Here is an 18,392-nt window from a genome sequence, read left to right on the forward strand (position 1 = left end):
CTGATCAGTTGACGGCGGGTTTGCCGGCGATCCTTCTGCGCTCCCACAGACTGGCTGCACGGGTCTTGTACAGCCGGCCATTGCTGTAGGTCGGGAGGTTGGAAACATCGATCGTTCCGATCACCTCACGGGTTGGAGCCTGTCCCTTGGCCAACATCAGATCCAGCCGGATGCGACGGATAAGCTGATCCGCATTCTTCTGATCCTGAGGCAGAACACGCCGCAATTCCTTTCCATCAGCGGACTTCACGACGAGTACGAAGCTGCCATCCGGGCGCGGATCTGCGGAGATCTTGCAGTCGGGTAGCGCCGCGTGCCATTTGGCCAGATTGGTAAGCATTGGTTCCTCCTGATCTGTTCGGTGGAAGGGTTGAATCTAGTACAACGAGACCGTAACGCCAGCCGGTGGTTCGATTTACCGATGAGCGGAAACCAAGTGAGATGCAACTGATGTTGCTGGGCCATTTTTTTGCTGGCACCGCTCTGAAACGCCCGTTTGACGGGGCTGACAGTTTGATCGGAATGCCTGAACTTTGTCCGCGGTCGCATTTTCTATTCCTTACACACACTGGTAAGGAGGGTCCAATATGACTGCCACACAGGAGCCCAGGGAAAATCTCATGAACTGGCTGCGGGATGCCCATGCGATGGAACAGCAGGCGGAAACCATGCTGACATCCCAGTCCGAACGCCTCGAGCATTATCCAACGCTCAAGGCCCGCATCGACCAGCACATCAATGAGACCAAGGGGCAGCAGGCACGACTGGAGAGCTGCATCCAGCGGCTCGGTGGCAGCCCCTCCACACTGAAAGACGTGGGCGGGAAACTGATGGCTTTTGCCCAAGGCATGAGCGGCATGGTGATGAGTGACGAAGTGGTGAAGGGCGCGATGAGCGGCTATGTCTTCGAGCACATGGAGATCGCCTCCTGCACCATTCTCATCGCCGCGGCCAAGGCCGCAGGCGACGCCGAAACCCAGCGCATCTGCGAGGAAAATCTGCGTGAGGAAGAGGCCATGGCTCAATGGCTGTTGGAGCACCTCCCCGAGGTGACCAAGACCTTCCTCGCCCGGTCCGCTGACCCTGATGCTGAAGCGAAACGCTGATTCTGAGGCCTGTTATATCGCGTCATTTGAACAGACGAATTGGATCTATAAACGGCTTGAACAAATAGCGCGAAGGGCTGGCCTACTTATCTAGTGGGCCCGAAGTCGGACTCACTGGCGTCTAAACCCAACGGGAGATCTGAAATGACAGAGCAACAACGTGGTGGTAAGGGCAACTTCGCTAATGATCCCAAGCGCGCTTCCGAAGCGGGCAAGAAGGGCGGCCAGCAAAGTGGCGGCAACTTCAAGAATGATCCGCAGCGGGCTTCCGAAGCGGGACAGAAAGGCGGGCAGAACAGCCGCCGCAGCTAACTGAGGGCTGAAACTCGGACCGGCGGGTAACCCGCCGGCCCCTTTTTCCGGCATTGCCCGCTGAACCAGAAGAAGAAACCAAAAAACCTATCCGATCTGCCGATTTGCGCGTTTGATCCCCCCGCCTGAGGAGGCCCCCATGCACGGTCTTACCGGAATTCTGGACAACAAAGGTTGCCCATTGGAACAGCAGCGATTCACCTGGAAGGAGATGGCCAGCCGCCCCATCAGCAAGCTTGATGACGATGCCTTTACCCGAGTCAGAATCATCCTCATGAACGGTGTCGAGAATGACGCCCTGCGCCTCAAACACCACCTGGCCCGCTTCGACAAACGCCTGCAACTGCCGCTGGCGCAGATCCGCCGGGTGGAGCAACACCAGGCCACCGCGGTGAACTGGGCATTGTCCCCGGACCACTCGCCACTGGAAACCACCATCGCCTATGAGCAAGTGGCCATCGAGATCACCGCCGCCGTCGCCCAGAACGAGCCCGATCCCTACCAGGCCCAGACCTACCGCTTCGGCCTGCTCGAAGACTTCGACCACCTTTACCGCTATTCGGCCATGCTCGACCGTCTCGAGGGAAAGGACGCCAATAATATCCTGCAGGGCTACACCGATCTGGTTCCCGGGCGGCCCACCTCGGAGCACCACCGCGCACCGGAAAGCGACCTGCGGGACAACTACGACAAGAACAATGCCGAGCTGATCACCAAGATCCACGCAGCGCTCATCACCGGCGCGGAATATCAGACCCATGACTATTACATGAACATCGGTCCGACCTTCACCGATCCGGTTGCGCGAATGCTCTATGCGGAGATCGCCTCGGTCGAAGAGCAGCACGTGACCCAGTACGAATCGCTCATGGACCCTTCGGAAAGCATCATGGAGAAGTGGCTGGTGCATGAGGCGATGGAGGTCTACATGTATCACAGCTGCGCGGCACAGGAGCCCAACCCGCGGATCAAGGCGATGTGGGAACGCTTCCTCGATTATGAACTGGGCCACCTCAATCTGGCCTGCGATCTGTTCAAGCAGATCGAGCGGCGCGAACCGGCCGAAGTGCTCGGCGGAGCGCTGCCGGACATGGTACAGATCAACAGTCAGCGCGATTTCATCCGCAAGGTGCTGGCCGAGGAAACCGACCTGCGTACCTCGGGCAACCATTTCGTACCCAAGGAGCAGGAGAGCCCGCTGTCGCTCGAATTCCGCAGGCAGCTCAATTCCGAAGGCATCGCCTCGGAAATCGTCTCTGCCGGCTATGACTGGATGCCGGGCACTGAACTGATCCGCAAATCTTCCTGAGGATAATAACAATGACCAAAGCAGCCAAACTCGGACACAACATGACCGGTGCCCAGATGTCGCCGGACGATACCCAGAGCATGGTCGACTACACCGAGCGTCGTCCCGCCGACGTGCCCGGTGATGCCCAGGAACTCAAGCGCGCCCGCGAACACATGAACCGCGAAGAGGGCGACATCGGCTCGGTGCCCATCCCGGGTTCGGCCAAGGGCATGCTCAAGACCACGTTCGACAAGGTACTGGGCAACAACCCCGAGGTGCTGGTCGACAAGCTCGGCGAGCGCCTGGCCTACGAGCGCACCGGCGTACGCCTGTACGAGGCGCTGATTGCCAAGGCGCAGGCCTGCGAAAGCGGCGGTGCCGAACTGGTACCGACACTGCAGCAGATCCGCAATGACGAGCAGGCGCACATGTTCCTGCTGATCAATGCCATCGAGACACTGGGCGCCGATCCCACTGCCATGACGCCCGGTGCGGATGTGATCGGCGTGCTCGGCTCCGGGCCGCTGAAGGTCATTACCGACCCGCGGACCAATATGGCCCAGGCGCTGAACGCGATTCTCACCATCGAACTGGCGGATAACGCGGCCTGGGAGCTGCTGATCAAGCTCGCCGAGCAGAGCGGCCACCCGAAGATCGCCCGCAGTTTCGATGGTGCCCTGGTGGAGGAGGAGCGTCACGTGAACACCATCCGCTCCCTTCTCACCCGGGAACTGGGCTTGTCCAACCCCTGAGATTCGTCAGTCAGAGTGAGGTGCAGCATGAGCGACAAGCAGACTCCCCCACCACAGCATCAGGAGCAACAGCCGGGCTCGGAGCAGAAAATGCATCCGCAGCCGGTGTTCATCACCGATGAGTATCGGGGTTCCGGCAAGCTCGAAGGCAAGGTTGCCGTCATCAGTGGCGCGGACAGTGGCATCGGCCGGGCGGTGGCGGTGCATTTTGCCCGGGAGGGCGCCCGGGTGGCCATGCTCTATCTGAGCCCCGAGAAAGAGGGAGCGGATGCCCGCGAGACCGAACAGGAGATCTCCGCCGCTGGTGGGGAAGTGCTGGGTTTCGCCGGAGACATCGGCGATGAGGCCTTCTGCCGGAAGGTCATTGACGAGGTCACAGGTAAATGGGGCCGCATCGATGTGCTGGTGAATAACGCCGCGGAGCAGCACCCCCAGGAGAAACTGGAGGACATCAGCACAGAACAGTGGCAGCGGACCTTCCAGACCAATGTCTTCGGCATGTTCCTGCTGACCAAGGCGGCGCTGCCGCACATGCCCGAAGGCGGTTCGATCATCAATACCACGTCGGTCACGGCCTATAAAGGCAGTCCCCAGCTGATCGACTATTCCGCCACCAAGGGCGCGATCGTCGCCTACACCCGGTCGCTGGCAATGAACCTGGCCAGTCGAAACATCCGCGTCAACGGCGTGGCCCCCGGGCCGATCTGGACGCCGCTCATCCCCTCGACTTTCACCGAGGATCAGGTCGCGGAGTTCGGCTCCAACACACCGATGCAGCGGCCGGGACAGCCAGCCGAACTGGCACCGGCCTACGTCTATCTGGCCTGTCGCGACTCCTCGTACGTCAGCGGCCAGGTGCTGCATGTGAACGGTGGAACGGTAGTCAATGGCTGACGGCGCCTCGGTCGAACAGGCGATCGCCTCGCCACGGATTGCCATCGAGTCGGTGGCGCCGGCGATCGATGGCGGTCGCCACGCCGTCAAGGCGCTGATAGGGCGGCCGGTCACGGTATCCGCCGTATTTATCTGCGACGGCCATGGCAAGCTTGGCGCCGAGGTGCGCTGGCGCCCGCGTGCCGGAGACCCCTGGCGGTCAGTGCCCATGACCCTTATCGGTAACGACCGCTGGGAGGCCGAGCTGGTTGCCGAGCATATCGGGATCGTGCCGTTCCGCATCCAGGCCTGGGTCGATGAATGGGCGACTTACACCGACGAGCTGGAAAAGAAACACAGGGCGGGTGTTACCGTGGAGCTGGAGCTGCAGGAAGGCCAGCAGCTGATACAACGGACCCTCGATCAGGCCGCAGCGGAACACATCGACATGCTGCAGGAGCTGCTGGTGGCGCTCGCCGAGCCCGCCGGCACCGACGAGCGCGTGGCCCTCATGCTGAGCCCCCATACCGCCGAGATAATGGCGCTGGCGGCTGAGCGCCCGCATCTGTGCCGCAGTGATCAGCATTTGCTGGATGTCGAGCGCAAGCTTGCGGAATTCGCCAGCTGGTATGAACTCTTCCCCCGTTCGATGAGTGGCGATGCGGAGCGGCACGGCACCTTCGATGATGTCATCGGACGGCTGCCGGACATCGCCCGCATGGGCTTCGATGTGCTGTACTTCCCGCCCATTCACCCCATCGGACTGACCCACCGCAAGGGGCCGAACAACAGCCTGCAGGCAGGCCCCGACGACCCCGGCAGCCCCTACGCGATCGGCAGCGAGGAAGGCGGGCACGATGCCGTGCATCCGCTGCTCGGCTCGCTGGACGACTTTCGCCGGCTGGTCAGCGAGGCCAGGGAGCACAGGCTGGAAATTGCCCTGGACTTCGCCATCCAGTGCTCACCGGATCATCCCTGGCTGCGGGAGCATCCGGGCTGGTTCAACTGGCGGCCCGACGGCAGCATCCGCTATGCGGAGAACCCGCCGAAGAAATACGAGGATATCGTCAACGTCGACTTCTATGCAGAGCAGGCGATGCCGGACCTGTGGCTGGCACTGCGCGACGTGGTGCTGTTCTGGGTGGAGCAGGGCGTTACGCTGTTTCGGGTAGACAACCCGCATACCAAGCCGCTGCCGTTCTGGGAGTGGCTGATTGCCGAGGTGCGGCATCAGCATCCGCAGGTGATCTTCCTGTCCGAAGCCTTCACCCGCCCGGCCATGATGGCGCGCCTGGGCAAGATCGGCTTCAGTCAGAGCTATACCTACTTCACCTGGCGCAATACCAAGCAGGAGCTGCAGGAGTACTTTACCGAGCTCAACCAGTCGCCATGGCGGGAATGTTACCGGCCGAACTTCTTCGTCAACACGCCGGACATCAACCCGCGGTTCCTGCACAACAGCGGCCGGGCCGGCTTCCTGATCCGGGCAGCACTGGCCACCATGGGGTCCGGCCTGTGGGGCATGTATTCCGGCTTCGAGCTGTGCGAAAGCGCGCCGCTGCCGGGCAAGGAAGAATACCTGGATTCGGAAAAGTACCAGCTGCGGCCGCGCAACTGGCATGCGCCGGGCAACATCGTCGCCGAGATCGCCCGGCTCAACCGAATCCGCCGGGAGAACCCGGCGCTGCAGACCCATCTGGGGTTCCAGGCCTACAACGTCTGGAACGACAATATCCTGTACTTCGGCAAGCGCACCGAGGACCTCTCCAGCTTCATCCTGGTTGCCGTCAGCCTGGATCCGTTCAATGCCCAGCAAGCTCACTTTGAACTGCCGTTGTGGGAGTTCGGTCTGAATGATGACGCCGTGACTCAGGGCGAGGATCTGATGAACGGTCACACCTGGTTATGGCACGGCAAGACCCAGTGGATGCGCATCGAACCCTGGCATCTGCCCTTCGGAATATGGCGTATAAGGCCTGTGACATGAGGTAGACATGGCGCGACAGAAGAAGGATCCGGTATTCCTCAACGACCCCTGCTGGTACAAGGATGCAGTCATCTACCAGCTGCATGTGAAATCCTTCTTCGATGCCAATGACGACGGCATCGGTGACTTCGCCGGGCTGATCCAGAAGCTGGATTACCTGGTTGATCTGGGGGTCAACACCCTGTGGTTGCTGCCGTTCTACCCGTCGCCACGGCGCGACGATGGCTATGACATTGCCGACTACCGGGGCGTGCATTCCGACTACGGCACCATGGCTGATGTCCGCCGATTCATCCGCGAGGCGCACCGTCGTGGACTGCGGGTCATCACCGAACTGGTGATCAACCACACCTCGGATCAGCACCCCTGGTTTCAGCGTGCCCGCCATGCGCCAAAGGGATCGTGGGAGCGGGACTTCTATGTCTGGTCGGATACCGACCAGAAATACCAGGGCACGCGGATCATCTTCCTCGATACCGAGAAGTCCAACTGGACCTGGGACCCTGTCGCCGGGCAGTTCTTCTGGCACCGGTTCTATTCCCACCAGCCGGACCTGAACTTCGACAACCCGCGGGTGCTCAAGGCAGTACTGGCGGTCATGCGCTTCTGGCTGGACATGGGTGTGGACGGCATGCGGCTGGATGCCATTCCCTATCTGATCGAACGCGACGGCACCAACAACGAGAACCTGCCGGAAACCCACGAGGTGCTGAAGAAGATCCGTGCCGAGCTGGATGCGCTCTACCCCGACCGCATGCTGCTGGCCGAGGCCAACCAGTGGCCCGAGGATACCCAGCCCTATTTCGGGGGTGAAGATGGCGGCCCCGGCGACGAATGCCACATGGCCTTCCACTTTCCGCTGATGCCGCGCATGTACATGGCCATCGCCCAGGAGGACCGGTTTCCGATTACCGACATCCTGCGCCAGACCCCGGAAATACCGGAGAACTGCCAGTGGGCGATCTTCCTGCGCAACCATGACGAGCTGACGCTGGAGATGGTGACCGAACAGGAGCGCGACTACCTGTGGAACTACTACGCTGCGGACCGCAGGGCACGCATCAACCTCGGCATTCGCCGGCGCCTGGCTCCGCTGGTGGAGCGGGACAGACGGCGCATCGAGCTGCTCAACAGTCTGCTGCTGTCCATGCCCGGTACACCGACCCTGTACTATGGCGACGAGATCGGCATGGGCGACAATATCTTCCTCGGCGACCGCGACGGAGTGCGGACCCCGATGCAATGGTCGACCGACCGCAACGGCGGTTTCTCCCGAGCCGATCCGGCGAGCATGGTGCTGCCGCCGATCATGGACCCGCTCTACGGCTACCAGGCGGTCAATGTGGAAGCCCAGACCCGGGACCCGCACTCCCTGCTCAACTGGACGCGGCGGATGCTGGCGGTGCGCAGACAGCAACAGGCCTTCGGCCGCGGCACCCTGAGGATGCTCGCACCGGCCAACCGCCGCATCATTGCCTATCTGCGCGAGTTCACCAACGACAAGGGTGAGCACGAGATCATCCTGTGCGTGGCGAACCTGTCGCGTTCGGCCCAGGCCACCGAACTGGATCTGGCTCCCTGGGCCGGCAAGGTGCCGGTGGAGATGATCGGCGGCAGCAGCTTTCCGCCGATTGGCCAGCTGCATTACCTGCTGACGCTGCCCCCCTACGGCTTTTACTGGTTCGTGCTGGCGGACGAGAGCCAGATGCCCAGCTGGCACGTCGAACCGGTACAGCAGATGCCGGAGCTGGCGACCCTGGTGATCAAGAAGGACCTGTCCGAATTGCTCGGCCAGGCCTGCCGTCAGGTCCTTGAGCAGGAATCCCTGCCGGCCTGGCTGAGCAAGCGTCGCTGGTTCGCGGCCAGAGGCAGCGCGGAGTCGGTCAATCTGTTGTATGCCATTCCCTTCTGCAGCGAGCCGGCACCCTGTGTGCTCTGCGAGCTGCAATCCGGCGATGATCTGTACCAATTGCCGCTGGGCTTCCTGTCCATGGCCGAAGCCAGCGAACCCGCCGGCCAGGCGGCGGCCGCATTTGCCGTGGCCCGGCTGCGGCGGGGCGCACGGCTCGGACTGTTGACGGACGCCGCCACCCTGGCCGGTTTTACCCGGCACCTGCTCGCCAGCCTGCGCCGCGCCGAGGTCCTGCAGGCACCCGGCCAGCAGCTCCGATTCCAGCCTGAACCCGGATTGGCGGCGCTGGAGCCGGTCGAGGATGAAGATATCCATCCCATGACCGCCGAGCAGTCCAATACCTCGATCCTGATCGGCGAGCGGATGATGCTGAAGATCATCCGGCGGGTCATGCCCGGCATTCATCCCGAGATCGAGATCGGCCGCTTCCTCACCCAGCGCCAGTTCCCGGCGATAGCACCGTTGCTCGGCGAGGTGAGCCGGCTGGCGGAGGGGGGGCGAGTGTTACACGCTGATGATCCTGCAGGGCTATATCGCCAGTCAGGGCGATGCCTGGCAGTGGACGCGGGATACCCTGGAGCGTGCCATCCGCGATGAACTGGTGGGTGGCCTGTCGGAACAGGAGAACCAGTACACGGCGTTGGCGGAGCTCGAAGCCTTCGCCACCATCCTGGGCCAGCGGCTCGGGCAGATGCACGCCCTGCTGGCTGACGCCGACGGTGGTGAAGACTTCGGCTTCGTCATCAGCGATCAGGCCGATTGTGCTGCCTGGGCCGACAGCATCAACCGGCAACTTGGCCAGGCGCTGGCCGCGCTGCGCGAGCACGAGGGCAGGTTGTCGCCACCCCATGCCGAGCTGGCCCGCTGGCTGCAGGACCGCGCAGCACACCTGAGTTCACAGGTGACACGGCTGGCGCAGCTGTGCGAAGGCAGCGTACGGATCCGGGTCCATGGCGATCTGCACCTCGGGCAGGTGCTGGTGGTGCCCGGCGACGCCTGTTTCATCGATTTTGAAGGTGAACCCACCAGGCCATTGCAGGAGCGTCGCCAGCGTCACAGCCCGTTCAAGGATGTCACCGGCCTGCTGCGTTCCTTCGACTACGCCGCCGCCACCGCCCTGCGCAGCGTATACGGCACCGATCATTCGGAAGAAGCCGAGCAGGCGCGGCTGCTGATTTCCCGGCGCTACCGCGAGCAGAGCAGCCGGGCCTTTGTCGACGCCTACCGTCAGGCCAGCCGTGGGGTGCCCCACGCCTGGCGTCACAGCGGAGGCGAGCAGGCGGCACTGGCGCTGTTCAGCCTGGAAAAGGCGGCCTATGAAATCAATTACGAAGCCGGTTACCGGCCGGACTGGCTGGACGTCCCGCTGAGCGGGCTGGTCGAGATCTGCAAGACCCTGGAGCACCCTGATGGAGAGAACGGCAATGGCCGATAGGAATACCGCCCCCGGGCGGACCAATGACGAGAGTGCGCAGGTACAGGCCCTGCTGCGCGCCGAGCACGGCGACCCCTTCGCCTTCCTCGGACCGCATGAGATGGAGGATGGCGTGCGGGTCCGCGTGTGGCAGCCGGGCGCGCTGGAGGTGCAGCTGCTCGATGCCGCAGGTGAGTCGCTGGGATTCATGCAGGAGCAGGTCCCGGGGCTGTTTGTCGCGGACATGCCCCGACGTCAGCCCTATCGCCTGCGGATCAACTGGAGCAGCGGTGTGCAGGAAACCGAAGACCCCTACGCCTTCGGCCCGCAGCTGGGCGAGCTGGATATCCATCTGTTTGCCGAAGGCAAGCACCGCCAGCTGGGGCGCTGCTTCGGCGCGCAACCCTGGCAGGTGGACGGGGTCCATGGCGTGCGTTTCGTTGTATGGGCGCCCAACGCCCGGCGCGTGTCGGTGGTGGGCAACTTCAACAGCTGGGATGGACGCCGCCACCCCATGCGCCTGCATCCCGGTGCCGGCATCTGGGAAATCTTCATCCCCAGGCTGGAGGCCGGTGAGGTCTATAAATACGAGATTCTCGGTCGGGAGGGGCTGCTGCCATTGAAGGCCGACCCGGTTGCGCTGCAGACCGAGCACCCGCCGGCCACCGGTTCAGTGGTGGCCGGCAGGCTGGACTTCCACTGGGACGATGCCCAGTGGATGGCCCAGCGCGAGCAGAGGCAGGGGCCCGACCGACCACTGGCCATCTACGAAGTGCACGCCGGCTCCTGGCGCCATACCGACAGCGGTGAACCGCTGAGCTGGGCGCAGCTGGCCGAACAGCTGGTGCCCTACGTGACGGATATGGGCTTCACCCATATCGAACTGCTGCCGGTGATGGAGCACCCCTTCGGCGGCTCCTGGGGCTACCAGCCGCTGTCCCAGTTCGCACCGAGCGCGCGCTACGGCAGCCCGGCGGATTTTGCCGGCTTCGTCAATGCCTGCCATCAGGCCGGCATCGGCGTGATCCTCGACTGGGTGCCGGCGCACTTTCCCGGTGATGCGCATGGGCTGGGGCTGTTCGACGGCACCGCGCTGTACGAATACGCCCATCCCTTCGAGGGCTGGCACCCGGACTGGGACACCCACATCTACAACCTCGGTCGCACCGAGGTGCACGGCTTCATGCTGGCCTCGGCGATGCACTGGCTGCGCGAATACCATGTCGACGGCCTGCGGGTGGATGCGGTCGCCTCCATGCTCTACCGGGACTACTCGCGCAAGAGCGGCGAGTGGATCCCCAACCGCCACGGCGGCCGGGAAAATCTGGAAGCCATCGACTTTCTCCGCCACCTCAACGATGTGGTAGCCAGCGAGGTGCCCGGTGCCCTGGTGATTGCCGAGGAGTCCACCGCCTGGCCCGGGGTCAGTCACCCCACCCAGGCCGGCGGTCTGGGCTTCTCTGGCAAGTGGAACATGGGCTGGATGCACGACACGCTGAAATACATCGGCGAAGACCCCTTGCACCGGCGCCATCACCACCAGCAGATCACCTTCGGCCTGCTGTATGCCTTTACCGAGCATTTCATCCTGCCGATCTCACACGACGAAGTGGTCCACGGCAAGGGTTCGCTGCTGGGCAAGATGCCCGGGGATCGCTGGCAGCAGTTTGCGAATCTGAGGTTGTACCTGTCGTTCATGTGGAGCCACCCGGGCAAGAAACTGTTGTTCATGGGCTGCGAGATCGGTCAGTGGCGCGAATGGGGCCACGACCGGCAGCTGGACTGGTACCTGCTGCAGTATGACGAACACCGCGGCGTGCGGGATCTGGTGCGGGACCTCAATGCCCTGTATCGGCAACACCCGGCGCTGCACCAGCGCGATGATCGCGCGGACGGCTTCCAGTGGCTGATCGGCGATGACAGCACCAACAGCGTCTATGCCTGGCTGCGCCGGGGCGAAGATGGCGCGCTGGTACTGGTGGTGCACAATTTCACGCCGGTGGTGCGCAGCGGATATCGGGTAGGGGTGCCGGAGGCCGCGGGCTGGCAGGTACTGCTGAACAGTGATGCGCTACAGTATTCCGGGTCCGGAGCAGGCAGTTATGGGGAGCTGCACAGCGAGCCGCAGCAGAGCCATGGCCAGCCGTGCTCGCTGGTGCTGGAGTTGCCGCCCTTGGGCACGCTGATCATCGGAGTGAAATAGCGCGCGGGGCTGGGCGCCCCGCGAATGTTCTTGCTGTCCCGGGAAGCGCGGCCTGCCTTCCCCCTCTCCCCGGCCCTCTCCCGCAAGGGGAGAGGGGGTATTGGAGTTTGCACGGCCGTGCCGCTCAGCCACCCCTCTCCCCTCGCGGGAGAGGGGCTGGGGGAGAGGGGGAGCCTCCACGCCACAGCTATCTCAACCCTCCGCCCGCAGTGTCTCGCCCTGGGTATTGGCGTCGCGCATGGCTCGGGCCCGTTTTTCCAGCACCAGATACACCACCACCGCAATGCTCAGTGGCAGCAGGAAATACAGCGCCCGGTAGGCCAGCAGCGCTGCGACCAGATTGCCGTGGGGTACGTCGGTGAGCAGGGCGAGGAAGATGGTTTCCAGCACGCCGAGCCCGGCCGGGATATGGGCGATCGCCCCGGCGATGCTGCTGATCAGCAGGATCCCCAGCACGGTGGGGAAATACACGCCCTCGGGCAGCAGCAACCACAGCAGCGAGGCCATCCATACCCAGTTGCACGCACCCAGCGCCGCCTGGGTCAGGGCAAGGCGCCAGCCCGGCAGTTCAATGGTCTGGCCGCGGATTCGCCAGTTGCGCCGGGGCGAGAAGGCGCAGGCGGCGAGATAGGCCAGCGCGGTAAGCACCATGAGCACACCGATCACCCGCAACCCGGTGCTGCCTACTTCCCAGTTGTCCGGCAGTGGCACCACGCCCATGGCGAACACCGTGCCGCCCAGCCACAGGTACCCCAGCCAGTTAGTGATCACGCTCAGACTGAAGATGCGGGTGATCGTGGGCACATCCAGGCCGAGCCGGGTGTAGAGTCGGAAGCGCAGGGCGATGCCGCCGACCAGGGCGTTCAGGTTCAGGTTGAAGGCATAACAGACGAACACCAGTGGCAGCACCTGTCTTATCGGCAGGCGGTGGCCGGTGTAATGGCGGCCGAGCAGGTCGTAACTGCTGTAATTGAGATAGCTGAGCAGGGCAATGGCCGCGCCGAGGACAAGCACCCACGCCGGGTAGTCCTGAAGGGTGCCCCAGACCTCCTGCCAGTCGGTATCCCGCAGCTGGAAGTACAACAGGGTGGGGATGACGATCAGAAAGACCAGCGTCAGCAGCGGCTTGATCCAGCGGCGCCAGCCGCGGGAAGGTGGAGACTGCTCCTGGGCGGTCATAGAGGCTTCTCCTGGTGCTCCAGCGTCACAAGCTCTTCTTCCGCTCGCTCCTCGACCGGCAGCAGCGGCTCCAGCCGCGGTGTGTGGGCAGGCAGGCTGCCGGCGATTGACGGGAAGCGGCGCAGGAAGTGGAAACACAGTACGGTAAGGGGCGCTCGCCACCAGAGTCCACGGGCGGCCTTGTCGATGGTGATGCTGCTGCAATGCTCGTGGGACAGCTTCATGAGGTGGTCATACAGCTGATGGTTGAGCTTCGTGTCGCGGATGAACAGGTTGCCTTCAAGATTGAGCGACAGGCTCAGCGGGTCCAGGTTGCTGGAGCCGATGGTCACCCATTCACTGTCCATCAGCGCGACCTTGCCATGCAACGGGCGCTCGCAGTACTCGTGGATGACCACCCCGGCGCGCAGCAGATAGCTGTAGAGGAAAGTGGAGAAATTGCGCGCCCAGGGCATATCCGGTTCGCCCTGCAGGATCAGCGTCACCTGGACACCCCGGCGGGCGGCGTTGCGCAGTTCGCGCAGCATGCGGTAGCCGGGGAAGAAATAGGCGTTGGCGATGACCACCCGGTGATTGGCTGAGCGGATGGCATACAGATAATGATCCTCGATGTCCGAGGTGTGGTGCTCGTTGTCGCGGATGGCCAGCATGATGCGCGAGCTTCCGGCGTAGCGCTGCTGATGGTGATGCCGGTGCTCGGCGGCCAGCGGCAGTGGCAGTTCCTTGCGCGCCTGACGGAACAGGTTGAGGCTGGCATGGCGGATCTCGAGCACGATCGGCCCGCGCACCTCGGCGGCATAGTCCTGCTTGGCACCGGGCCCGTAATCACCCAGGTGCACGGCGGTGAAGTTGATGCCGCCGACGTAGGCCACCTCGCTGTCCACCACCACGATCTTGCGGTGCAGCCGGCGGAACAGGTTGGTGCGCATGCCGAGCAGGCGCGGCTGCGGGTCGAATACATGAACCCGTACCCCGGCATCGCGGAGCTGGGCGAGGTATTCATCGCTCAGGTCGACGGTGCCGTAGCCATCCACGATCACCTCGACATGGGCGCCATTGCGGGCAGCACAGATCAGCGCTTCCTGCAGCTCCTTGCCGACCTTGTCCTCGAGAATGATGAAGGTCTCGAGCAGAACTTCCTTTTGAGCCTGGCGAATGCGTTCAAATACCCGGGGGAAGAATTCCTCACCGTTGATCAGCATCTCGACCGCATTGCCTTCAAGCCAGATGGGTTTCATTTGAAGCGTACCTCGACGGCCAGCGGAGCATGGTCCGACAGATGGGACCACGGGCGCCGGTATGACGTCCTGGGGTTGTGGGTGATGAGGTTGCGTGTGTAGATCCGGTCAAGGCACAGCAGTGGAAAGCGCGCCGGAAAGGTCTTTGCCGGAGCGCCATTGGCTTCGACAAAGGCCTCGCGCAGTCCGCATTCATGCAGCTGGGCATCAGCGCGCTTGCGCCAGTCATTGAAGTCACCGGCAACGATCACCGGATCGTCGGCGGGGAACTGGTCGATCATGTGGCAGAGCAGACGCAGCTGCTCACGCCTGTGGCGCTCGCGCAACCCGAGATGCACGCAGATGGCATGCAGGTCGGGCTGGCCAGGTACATCCAGTATGGTGTGCAAGAGTCCACGCTCCTCGGTCCCGGTAATGGACACGTCACGATTCTCGTAATGGAGTATCGGGAATTTGGACAGCAGCGCGTTGCCGTGGTGCCCGTCCGGGTAGACGGCGTTGCGTCCATAGGCGAATTCCGGCCACATGGTGTCGGCCAGAAACTCGTAGTGGGGGGCATCCGGCCAGTTGTCGAAGCGCTGGCCATGACGGTGATGAAAGCCCATCACTTCCTGGAGAAATACCAGGTCGGTGTCCAGCGTACGTACCGCTTCGCGCAGCTCCGGCAGCATGAACCGGCGGTTGGCCCAGTTGAACCCCTTGTGCGTATTGATGGTGAGCAGCCGCAGCGAGGTAACCGTGGGCGACTGGTTGGTGAGATGGCGATCGGTTGCACTTTGTGGTGTCACAGAAACTCCCCGGAAAGCGTGCCCGGCTTCTGTTCGAGCCCGGCAGTCAGCCCGAGCTTCTCAAGCAGGCGACGGGCGTCGTAGGGCGCCCGCACCTTGACGTCATTATCGAAATAACAGTACACGTCCCGCTTGCCGGCGCTGGTATCTGTCGATGAGATGCGCCTGGCATCATCCGGCTGGCGGCCCTGATGCCACAGCCGGATGCGCTGCTCCCAGCGATCCAGCGCGCCCTCATCGTAGCCGCTGGTATAAAGCTCCTTGTCCCCGTGCAGCCGCAGATACATGAAGTCGGCGGTGAGTTCCTCCACCAGCGGCCATTTGCCGGCGGTGTCGGCGACCACCAGGGCGATGCGATGCTGGCGCAGCAGATCGATGAACTCTTCCTGCAGAAAGCTGGTGTGGCGGATTTCCACAGCGTGGCGCAGGGGACGGTCGGCGGCGCAGGCCGGAGCGGGTTGCTCAGCAAAGCGTGTGCTCTGCCGGGCACAATGCAGCGCTTCACCGAAATTGCGCGGCAGCAGGGCGAACAGTTCGGCGAACAGCGCCGGGTCGAATTTGAAGCTCGGTGGGAACTGCCACAGGAAGGGGCCGAGCTTGTGTTCCAGTTGCAGCGGCCCCGAGCCATAGAAATTGGCCATCGCCTCGCCGATGTCCCGGAGCCGCTTCACGTGGGTAATGTAACGCGGCGCCTTGACGCTGAACACGAAATCGTCGGGCGTGTCCTCGCGCCAGCCGGCAAAGCGCTCGGGCGTCTGCAGCGAATAGAAGGAGCCGTTGATCTCGATGCTGTTGACCGTGCGCGAGGCATAGGCCAGCTCCCGGCGCTGCACCAGGCCGTCGGGATAGAAATCACCGCGCCAGGGGGTGTAGCGCCAGCCGGATATGCCGATATGGATACCCTTCATGGCGTCCTTTCAGGGTTTCGGGGACGCCGGGGAAGGTGGGTCGCTGGCGGGGAAGGACTCATCCAGGGCCTCGTCGAGCTGATCCTCGACATCGCCCGGCTCGGGTGCCTTGCGCCGCGGTTCAGGACCGCACTCGCGCCGCTCGAAGGGCTTGGGTGCGGTGGTATCTTCGGGTTTGGACGTATCGTTGCTCATGCCGTTGACCTCCCTTGGTGGGCACCAGCAAATCAGTGCCCATTATCCTTTCCGACTGAGGCGCTGCGGCTTGGTTCAGCTTTTTCATGCTCCAGCTTCAGCAGCAGCACCGAGCGCCCGGTAAGCAGGAACTCGCTGGCAAAGTCATGATGCTCTCCTTTGCGCAGGTCCAGCCGGTTGGTATCCAGCAGGCACGTCCAGTGGCTGCCGCCGGCCACTTCCGGCAGATGGAAGCTGACCACGTCGTGGTGCGCGTTGACCAGGAGCAGCAGGGTGTCGTCATCGCCCGGGCGGCGGATGCCGGTGGGCTGTGCGCGGCCATCCAGCAGCATGCCCAGGCAGCGGCTATGGGGATCCTCCCACTGCTCCTCGGTCATCGGCTCGCCGGTAGGCGACAGCCAGCTGACATCATTCACGCCCAGCTCTTCGTTGTACTCGCCGACCAGGAAGCGGCCTCGCCGCAGGATGGGGTATTGCTGACGCAGCCGGATCAGATAGCGGGTGAAATCCAGCAGCTGCCGTCCGTCGTCATCCAGGTTCCAGTCGATCCAGCCCAGCTCGTTGTCCTGGCAATAGACGTTGTTGTTGCCCCGCTGGGTGCGGCTGAACTCGTCACCCGCCAGCAGCATCGGCGTGCCCTGGGAGAGAAACAGCGTGGACAGCAGGTTGCACATCTGGCGCAGGCGCAGACGATTGATTTCCGGGTCCTCGGTAGGGCCCTCGCAGCCATGGTTCCACGACAGGTTATGATCGCTGCCGTCGTTGTTGTCCTCGCCGTTGGCCTCGTTGTGCTTGTGGTCGTAGCTGACCACATCGCGCAGGGTGAAGCCGTCATGTGCGGTGACGAAGTTGATCGATGACCAGGGCCGGCGGCCGCGCTGATTGAAGTGGTCACCGGAGGCGGTGAGCCGGCTGGCCAGCTCCGCCACCTTGCCTTCCTCGCCCATCCAGAAGGCCCTGGCGGTATCGCGGAAGCGGTCGTTCCACTCGGCCCAGCCGGGTGGGAAGCCGCCGACCTGGTAGCCTCCCGGCCCGCAGTCCCAGGGTTCGGCAATCAGCTTGCAGCGGCTCAGCACCGGGTCCTGACGGCAGGCAACCAGAAAGCCGTGACGCTCATCATAGCCATCGGCGTGGCGGGCGAGAATCGTGGCCAGGTCGAAGCGGAAGCCGTCGACCTGCATTTCCGTCGCCCAGTAGCGCAGCGAGTCGGTCACCATCTGCAGCACGCAGGGGTGGCTGAGATCCAGGGTGTTGCCGGTACCCGAATCGTTGATGTAGTAGCGCTTCTGATCCGGCATCAGACGATAGTAGGTGGCATTGTCGATGCCGCGCATCGACAGGGTCGGGCCCAGCTCGTTGCCTTCGGCGGTGTGGTTGTAGACCACGTCGAGAATCAGCTCCAGCCCGGCATCATGCAGGTGCGCGACCATCTCCTTGAACTCGCTGATGTTGTCGCTGGCCAGGTAGGTGGGGTGGGGGGCAAAGAAGCCGATGGTGTTGTAGCCCCAGTAGTTGTTCAGGCCCTTGTCCAGCAGGTGCTGATCATTGACGAAGGCATGTACCGGCAGCAGCTCGACACTGGTCACCCCCAGCGATTTGATGTGCCTGATTACCTCCGGGTGCATGAGACCGGCGAAAGTGCCCCGTACATGCTCCGGTACTTCCGGGTGCCGCATCGTCAGGCCCTTGGCATGGGCTTCGTAAATGATGGTCTGCTCCCAGGGGACGTATCGGCGATGGTGGCGACCCCAGGTGAATGCGGGATCGATGACCCGCGCCTTGGGCACGTAGGGGGCGCTGTCCCGGTCGTCGAAACTCAGGTCCGCGTCCGGCGAACCCAGGGTATAGCCGAACAGCCGGTCCGACCACTTCAGCTCGCCGACCAGCTGCTTGGCGTAGGGGTCCAGCAACAGCTTGTTGGGGTTGAAGCGGTGTCCGGCATCGGGCTCGTAGGGGCCGTAAACCCGATAGCCATAGACGATGCCCGGATGCGCGTCCGGCAGATAGCCGTGCCAGATCTCGTTGGTGTACTCCGGCAGCTCGATGCGTTCGAGTTCCTGCTTGCCTTCACTGTCGAACAGGCACAGTTCCACCTTGGTGGCGTGGGCCGAGAACAAGGCGAAGTTCACACCCAGGCCGTCCCAGGTAGCGCCGAGGGGGAAGGGCTGGCCCTCGGCAATACGGGATTTGTGCAGTGCGCGGCGTGATTGGGCAACACCCTTGCTGATGGTCAT

14 protein-coding genes and 1 pseudogene are annotated in these 18,392 nt (G+C 63.2%); 8 read left to right on the forward strand and 7 right to left on the reverse strand.

The window, feature by feature from the left end:
• Nucleotides 1-4: 4 nt before the first annotated feature.
• The gene (locus IEW63_RS02985) at nt 5-340 is read right to left on the reverse strand and encodes a DUF3509 domain-containing protein (protein ID WP_188635091.1); all 336 of its coding nucleotides are present in this window, start codon (nt 338-340) and stop codon (nt 5-7) included.
• Nucleotides 341-587: 247 nt separating this feature from the next.
• On the opposite strand from IEW63_RS02985, the gene IEW63_RS02990 reads away from it, so the two are divergent.
• The 8 genes and pseudogenes from IEW63_RS02990 to glgB all read left to right on the forward strand — a co-directional run bounded on the left by IEW63_RS02990 (nt 588) and on the right by glgB (nt 11,850).
• The gene (locus tag IEW63_RS02990; protein ID WP_188635092.1) at nt 588-1,106 is read left to right on the forward strand and encodes a ferritin-like domain-containing protein; all 519 of its coding nucleotides are present in this window, start codon (nt 588-590) and stop codon (nt 1,104-1,106) included.
• 144 nt (nt 1,107-1,250) lie between these two features.
• Nucleotides 1,251-1,418: a con-10 family general stress protein gene (locus tag IEW63_RS02995; protein ID WP_188635093.1), complete on the forward strand. Its 168-nt coding sequence runs from the start codon at nt 1,251-1,253 to the stop codon at nt 1,416-1,418.
• Nucleotides 1,419-1,557: 139 nt separating this feature from the next.
• Nucleotides 1,558-2,727, forward strand: a complete 1,170-nt coding sequence (locus IEW63_RS03000) for a hypothetical protein (RefSeq protein ID WP_188635094.1) — start codon at nt 1,558-1,560, stop codon at nt 2,725-2,727.
• An 11-nt stretch (nt 2,728-2,738) separates the two neighbouring features.
• Nucleotides 2,739-3,461: a ferritin-like domain-containing protein gene (locus tag IEW63_RS03005; RefSeq protein WP_188635095.1), complete on the forward strand. Its 723-nt coding sequence runs from the start codon at nt 2,739-2,741 to the stop codon at nt 3,459-3,461.
• A 27-nt stretch (nt 3,462-3,488) separates the two neighbouring features.
• Complete coding sequence (locus IEW63_RS03010) at nt 3,489-4,355, forward strand: SDR family oxidoreductase (protein ID WP_188635096.1); 867 nt, start codon at nt 3,489-3,491, stop codon at nt 4,353-4,355.
• A complete protein-coding gene (locus tag IEW63_RS03015) occupies nt 4,348-6,321 on the forward strand; it encodes an alpha-1,4-glucan--maltose-1-phosphate maltosyltransferase (RefSeq protein ID WP_188635097.1) in 1,974 nt (657 codons plus the stop codon). The genes IEW63_RS03010 and IEW63_RS03015 overlap by 8 nt, the downstream gene beginning before the upstream one ends.
• 7 nt (nt 6,322-6,328) lie before the next feature.
• Nucleotides 6,329-9,668: pseudogene (treS, locus tag IEW63_RS03020) on the forward strand (maltose alpha-D-glucosyltransferase).
• On the forward strand, nt 9,658-11,850 hold the full coding sequence (gene glgB, locus IEW63_RS03025) for a 1,4-alpha-glucan branching protein GlgB (RefSeq protein WP_188635545.1): 2,193 nt from the start codon (nt 9,658-9,660) through the stop codon (nt 11,848-11,850). Before treS ends, glgB begins: the two are co-directional and overlap by 11 nt.
• A 192-nt stretch (nt 11,851-12,042) precedes the next feature.
• Here the strand turns inward: glgB and IEW63_RS03030 are convergent, their stop codons facing one another.
• From IEW63_RS03030 to glgX, 6 genes are read right to left on the reverse strand one after another with little or no spacing between them, the layout of a single operon-like run.
• Nucleotides 12,043-13,029 (reverse strand): lysylphosphatidylglycerol synthase domain-containing protein, encoded by a 987-nt coding sequence (locus tag IEW63_RS03030; protein WP_188635098.1) that lies wholly within the window; start codon nt 13,027-13,029, stop codon nt 12,043-12,045.
• Nucleotides 13,026-14,267, reverse strand: coding sequence for a cardiolipin synthase ClsB (gene clsB / locus IEW63_RS03035; protein WP_188635099.1), 1,242 nt, complete (start codon nt 14,265-14,267; stop codon nt 13,026-13,028). The genes IEW63_RS03030 and clsB overlap by 4 nt, the downstream gene beginning before the upstream one ends.
• A complete protein-coding gene (locus IEW63_RS03040; protein ID WP_229710299.1) occupies nt 14,264-15,055 on the reverse strand; it encodes an endonuclease/exonuclease/phosphatase family protein in 792 nt (263 codons plus the stop codon). Before IEW63_RS03040 ends, clsB begins: the two co-directional genes overlap by 4 nt.
• On the reverse strand, nt 15,052-15,963 hold the full coding sequence (locus IEW63_RS03045; protein WP_188635100.1) for a DUF72 domain-containing protein: 912 nt from the start codon (nt 15,961-15,963) through the stop codon (nt 15,052-15,054). Before IEW63_RS03045 ends, IEW63_RS03040 begins: the two co-directional genes overlap by 4 nt.
• 9 nt (nt 15,964-15,972) lie before the next feature.
• Complete coding sequence (locus tag IEW63_RS03050) at nt 15,973-16,158, reverse strand: hypothetical protein (RefSeq protein ID WP_188635101.1); 186 nt, start codon at nt 16,156-16,158, stop codon at nt 15,973-15,975.
• A gap of 32 nt (nt 16,159-16,190) precedes the next feature.
• On the reverse strand, nt 16,191-18,392 hold the full coding sequence (gene glgX, locus IEW63_RS03055; protein ID WP_188635102.1) for a glycogen debranching protein GlgX: 2,202 nt from the start codon (nt 18,390-18,392) through the stop codon (nt 16,191-16,193).

This window comes from Halopseudomonas pertucinogena, assembly GCF_014646575.1.
In the GTDB taxonomy this organism is placed as follows: Bacteria; Pseudomonadota; Gammaproteobacteria; order Pseudomonadales; family Pseudomonadaceae; genus Halopseudomonas; species Halopseudomonas pertucinogena.

Bases quoted from the DNA above. Each gene is read 5' to 3' on its own strand.
- IEW63_RS03030 (WP_188635098.1), bottom strand. From the start codon at position 13,029: ATGACCGCCCAGGAGCAGTCTCCACCTTCCCGCGGCTGGCGCCGCTGG.
- IEW63_RS03000 (WP_188635094.1), top strand. From the start codon at position 1,558: ATGCACGGTCTTACCGGAATTCTGGACAACAAAGGTTGCCCATTGGAA.
- IEW63_RS02990 (WP_188635092.1), top strand. From the start codon at position 588: ATGACTGCCACACAGGAGCCCAGGGAAAATCTCATGAACTGGCTGCGG.
- clsB (WP_188635099.1), bottom strand. From the start codon at position 14,267: ATGAAACCCATCTGGCTTGAAGGCAATGCGGTCGAGATGCTGATCAAC.
- IEW63_RS03050 (WP_188635101.1), bottom strand. From the start codon at position 16,158: ATGAGCAACGATACGTCCAAACCCGAAGATACCACCGCACCCAAGCCC.
- glgX (WP_188635102.1), bottom strand. From the start codon at position 18,392: ATGACCATCAGCAAGGGTGTTGCCCAATCACGCCGCGCACTGCACAAA.
- IEW63_RS03005 (WP_188635095.1), top strand. From the start codon at position 2,739: ATGACCAAAGCAGCCAAACTCGGACACAACATGACCGGTGCCCAGATG.
- glgB (WP_188635545.1), top strand. From the start codon at position 9,658: ATGGCCGATAGGAATACCGCCCCCGGGCGGACCAATGACGAGAGTGCG.
- IEW63_RS03015 (WP_188635097.1), top strand. From the start codon at position 4,348: ATGGCTGACGGCGCCTCGGTCGAACAGGCGATCGCCTCGCCACGGATT.
- IEW63_RS03045 (WP_188635100.1), bottom strand. From the start codon at position 15,963: ATGAAGGGTATCCATATCGGCATATCCGGCTGGCGCTACACCCCCTGG.
- IEW63_RS03010 (WP_188635096.1), top strand. From the start codon at position 3,489: ATGAGCGACAAGCAGACTCCCCCACCACAGCATCAGGAGCAACAGCCG.
- IEW63_RS02995 (WP_188635093.1), top strand. From the start codon at position 1,251: ATGACAGAGCAACAACGTGGTGGTAAGGGCAACTTCGCTAATGATCCC.
- IEW63_RS02985 (WP_188635091.1), bottom strand. From the start codon at position 340: ATGCTTACCAATCTGGCCAAATGGCACGCGGCGCTACCCGACTGCAAG.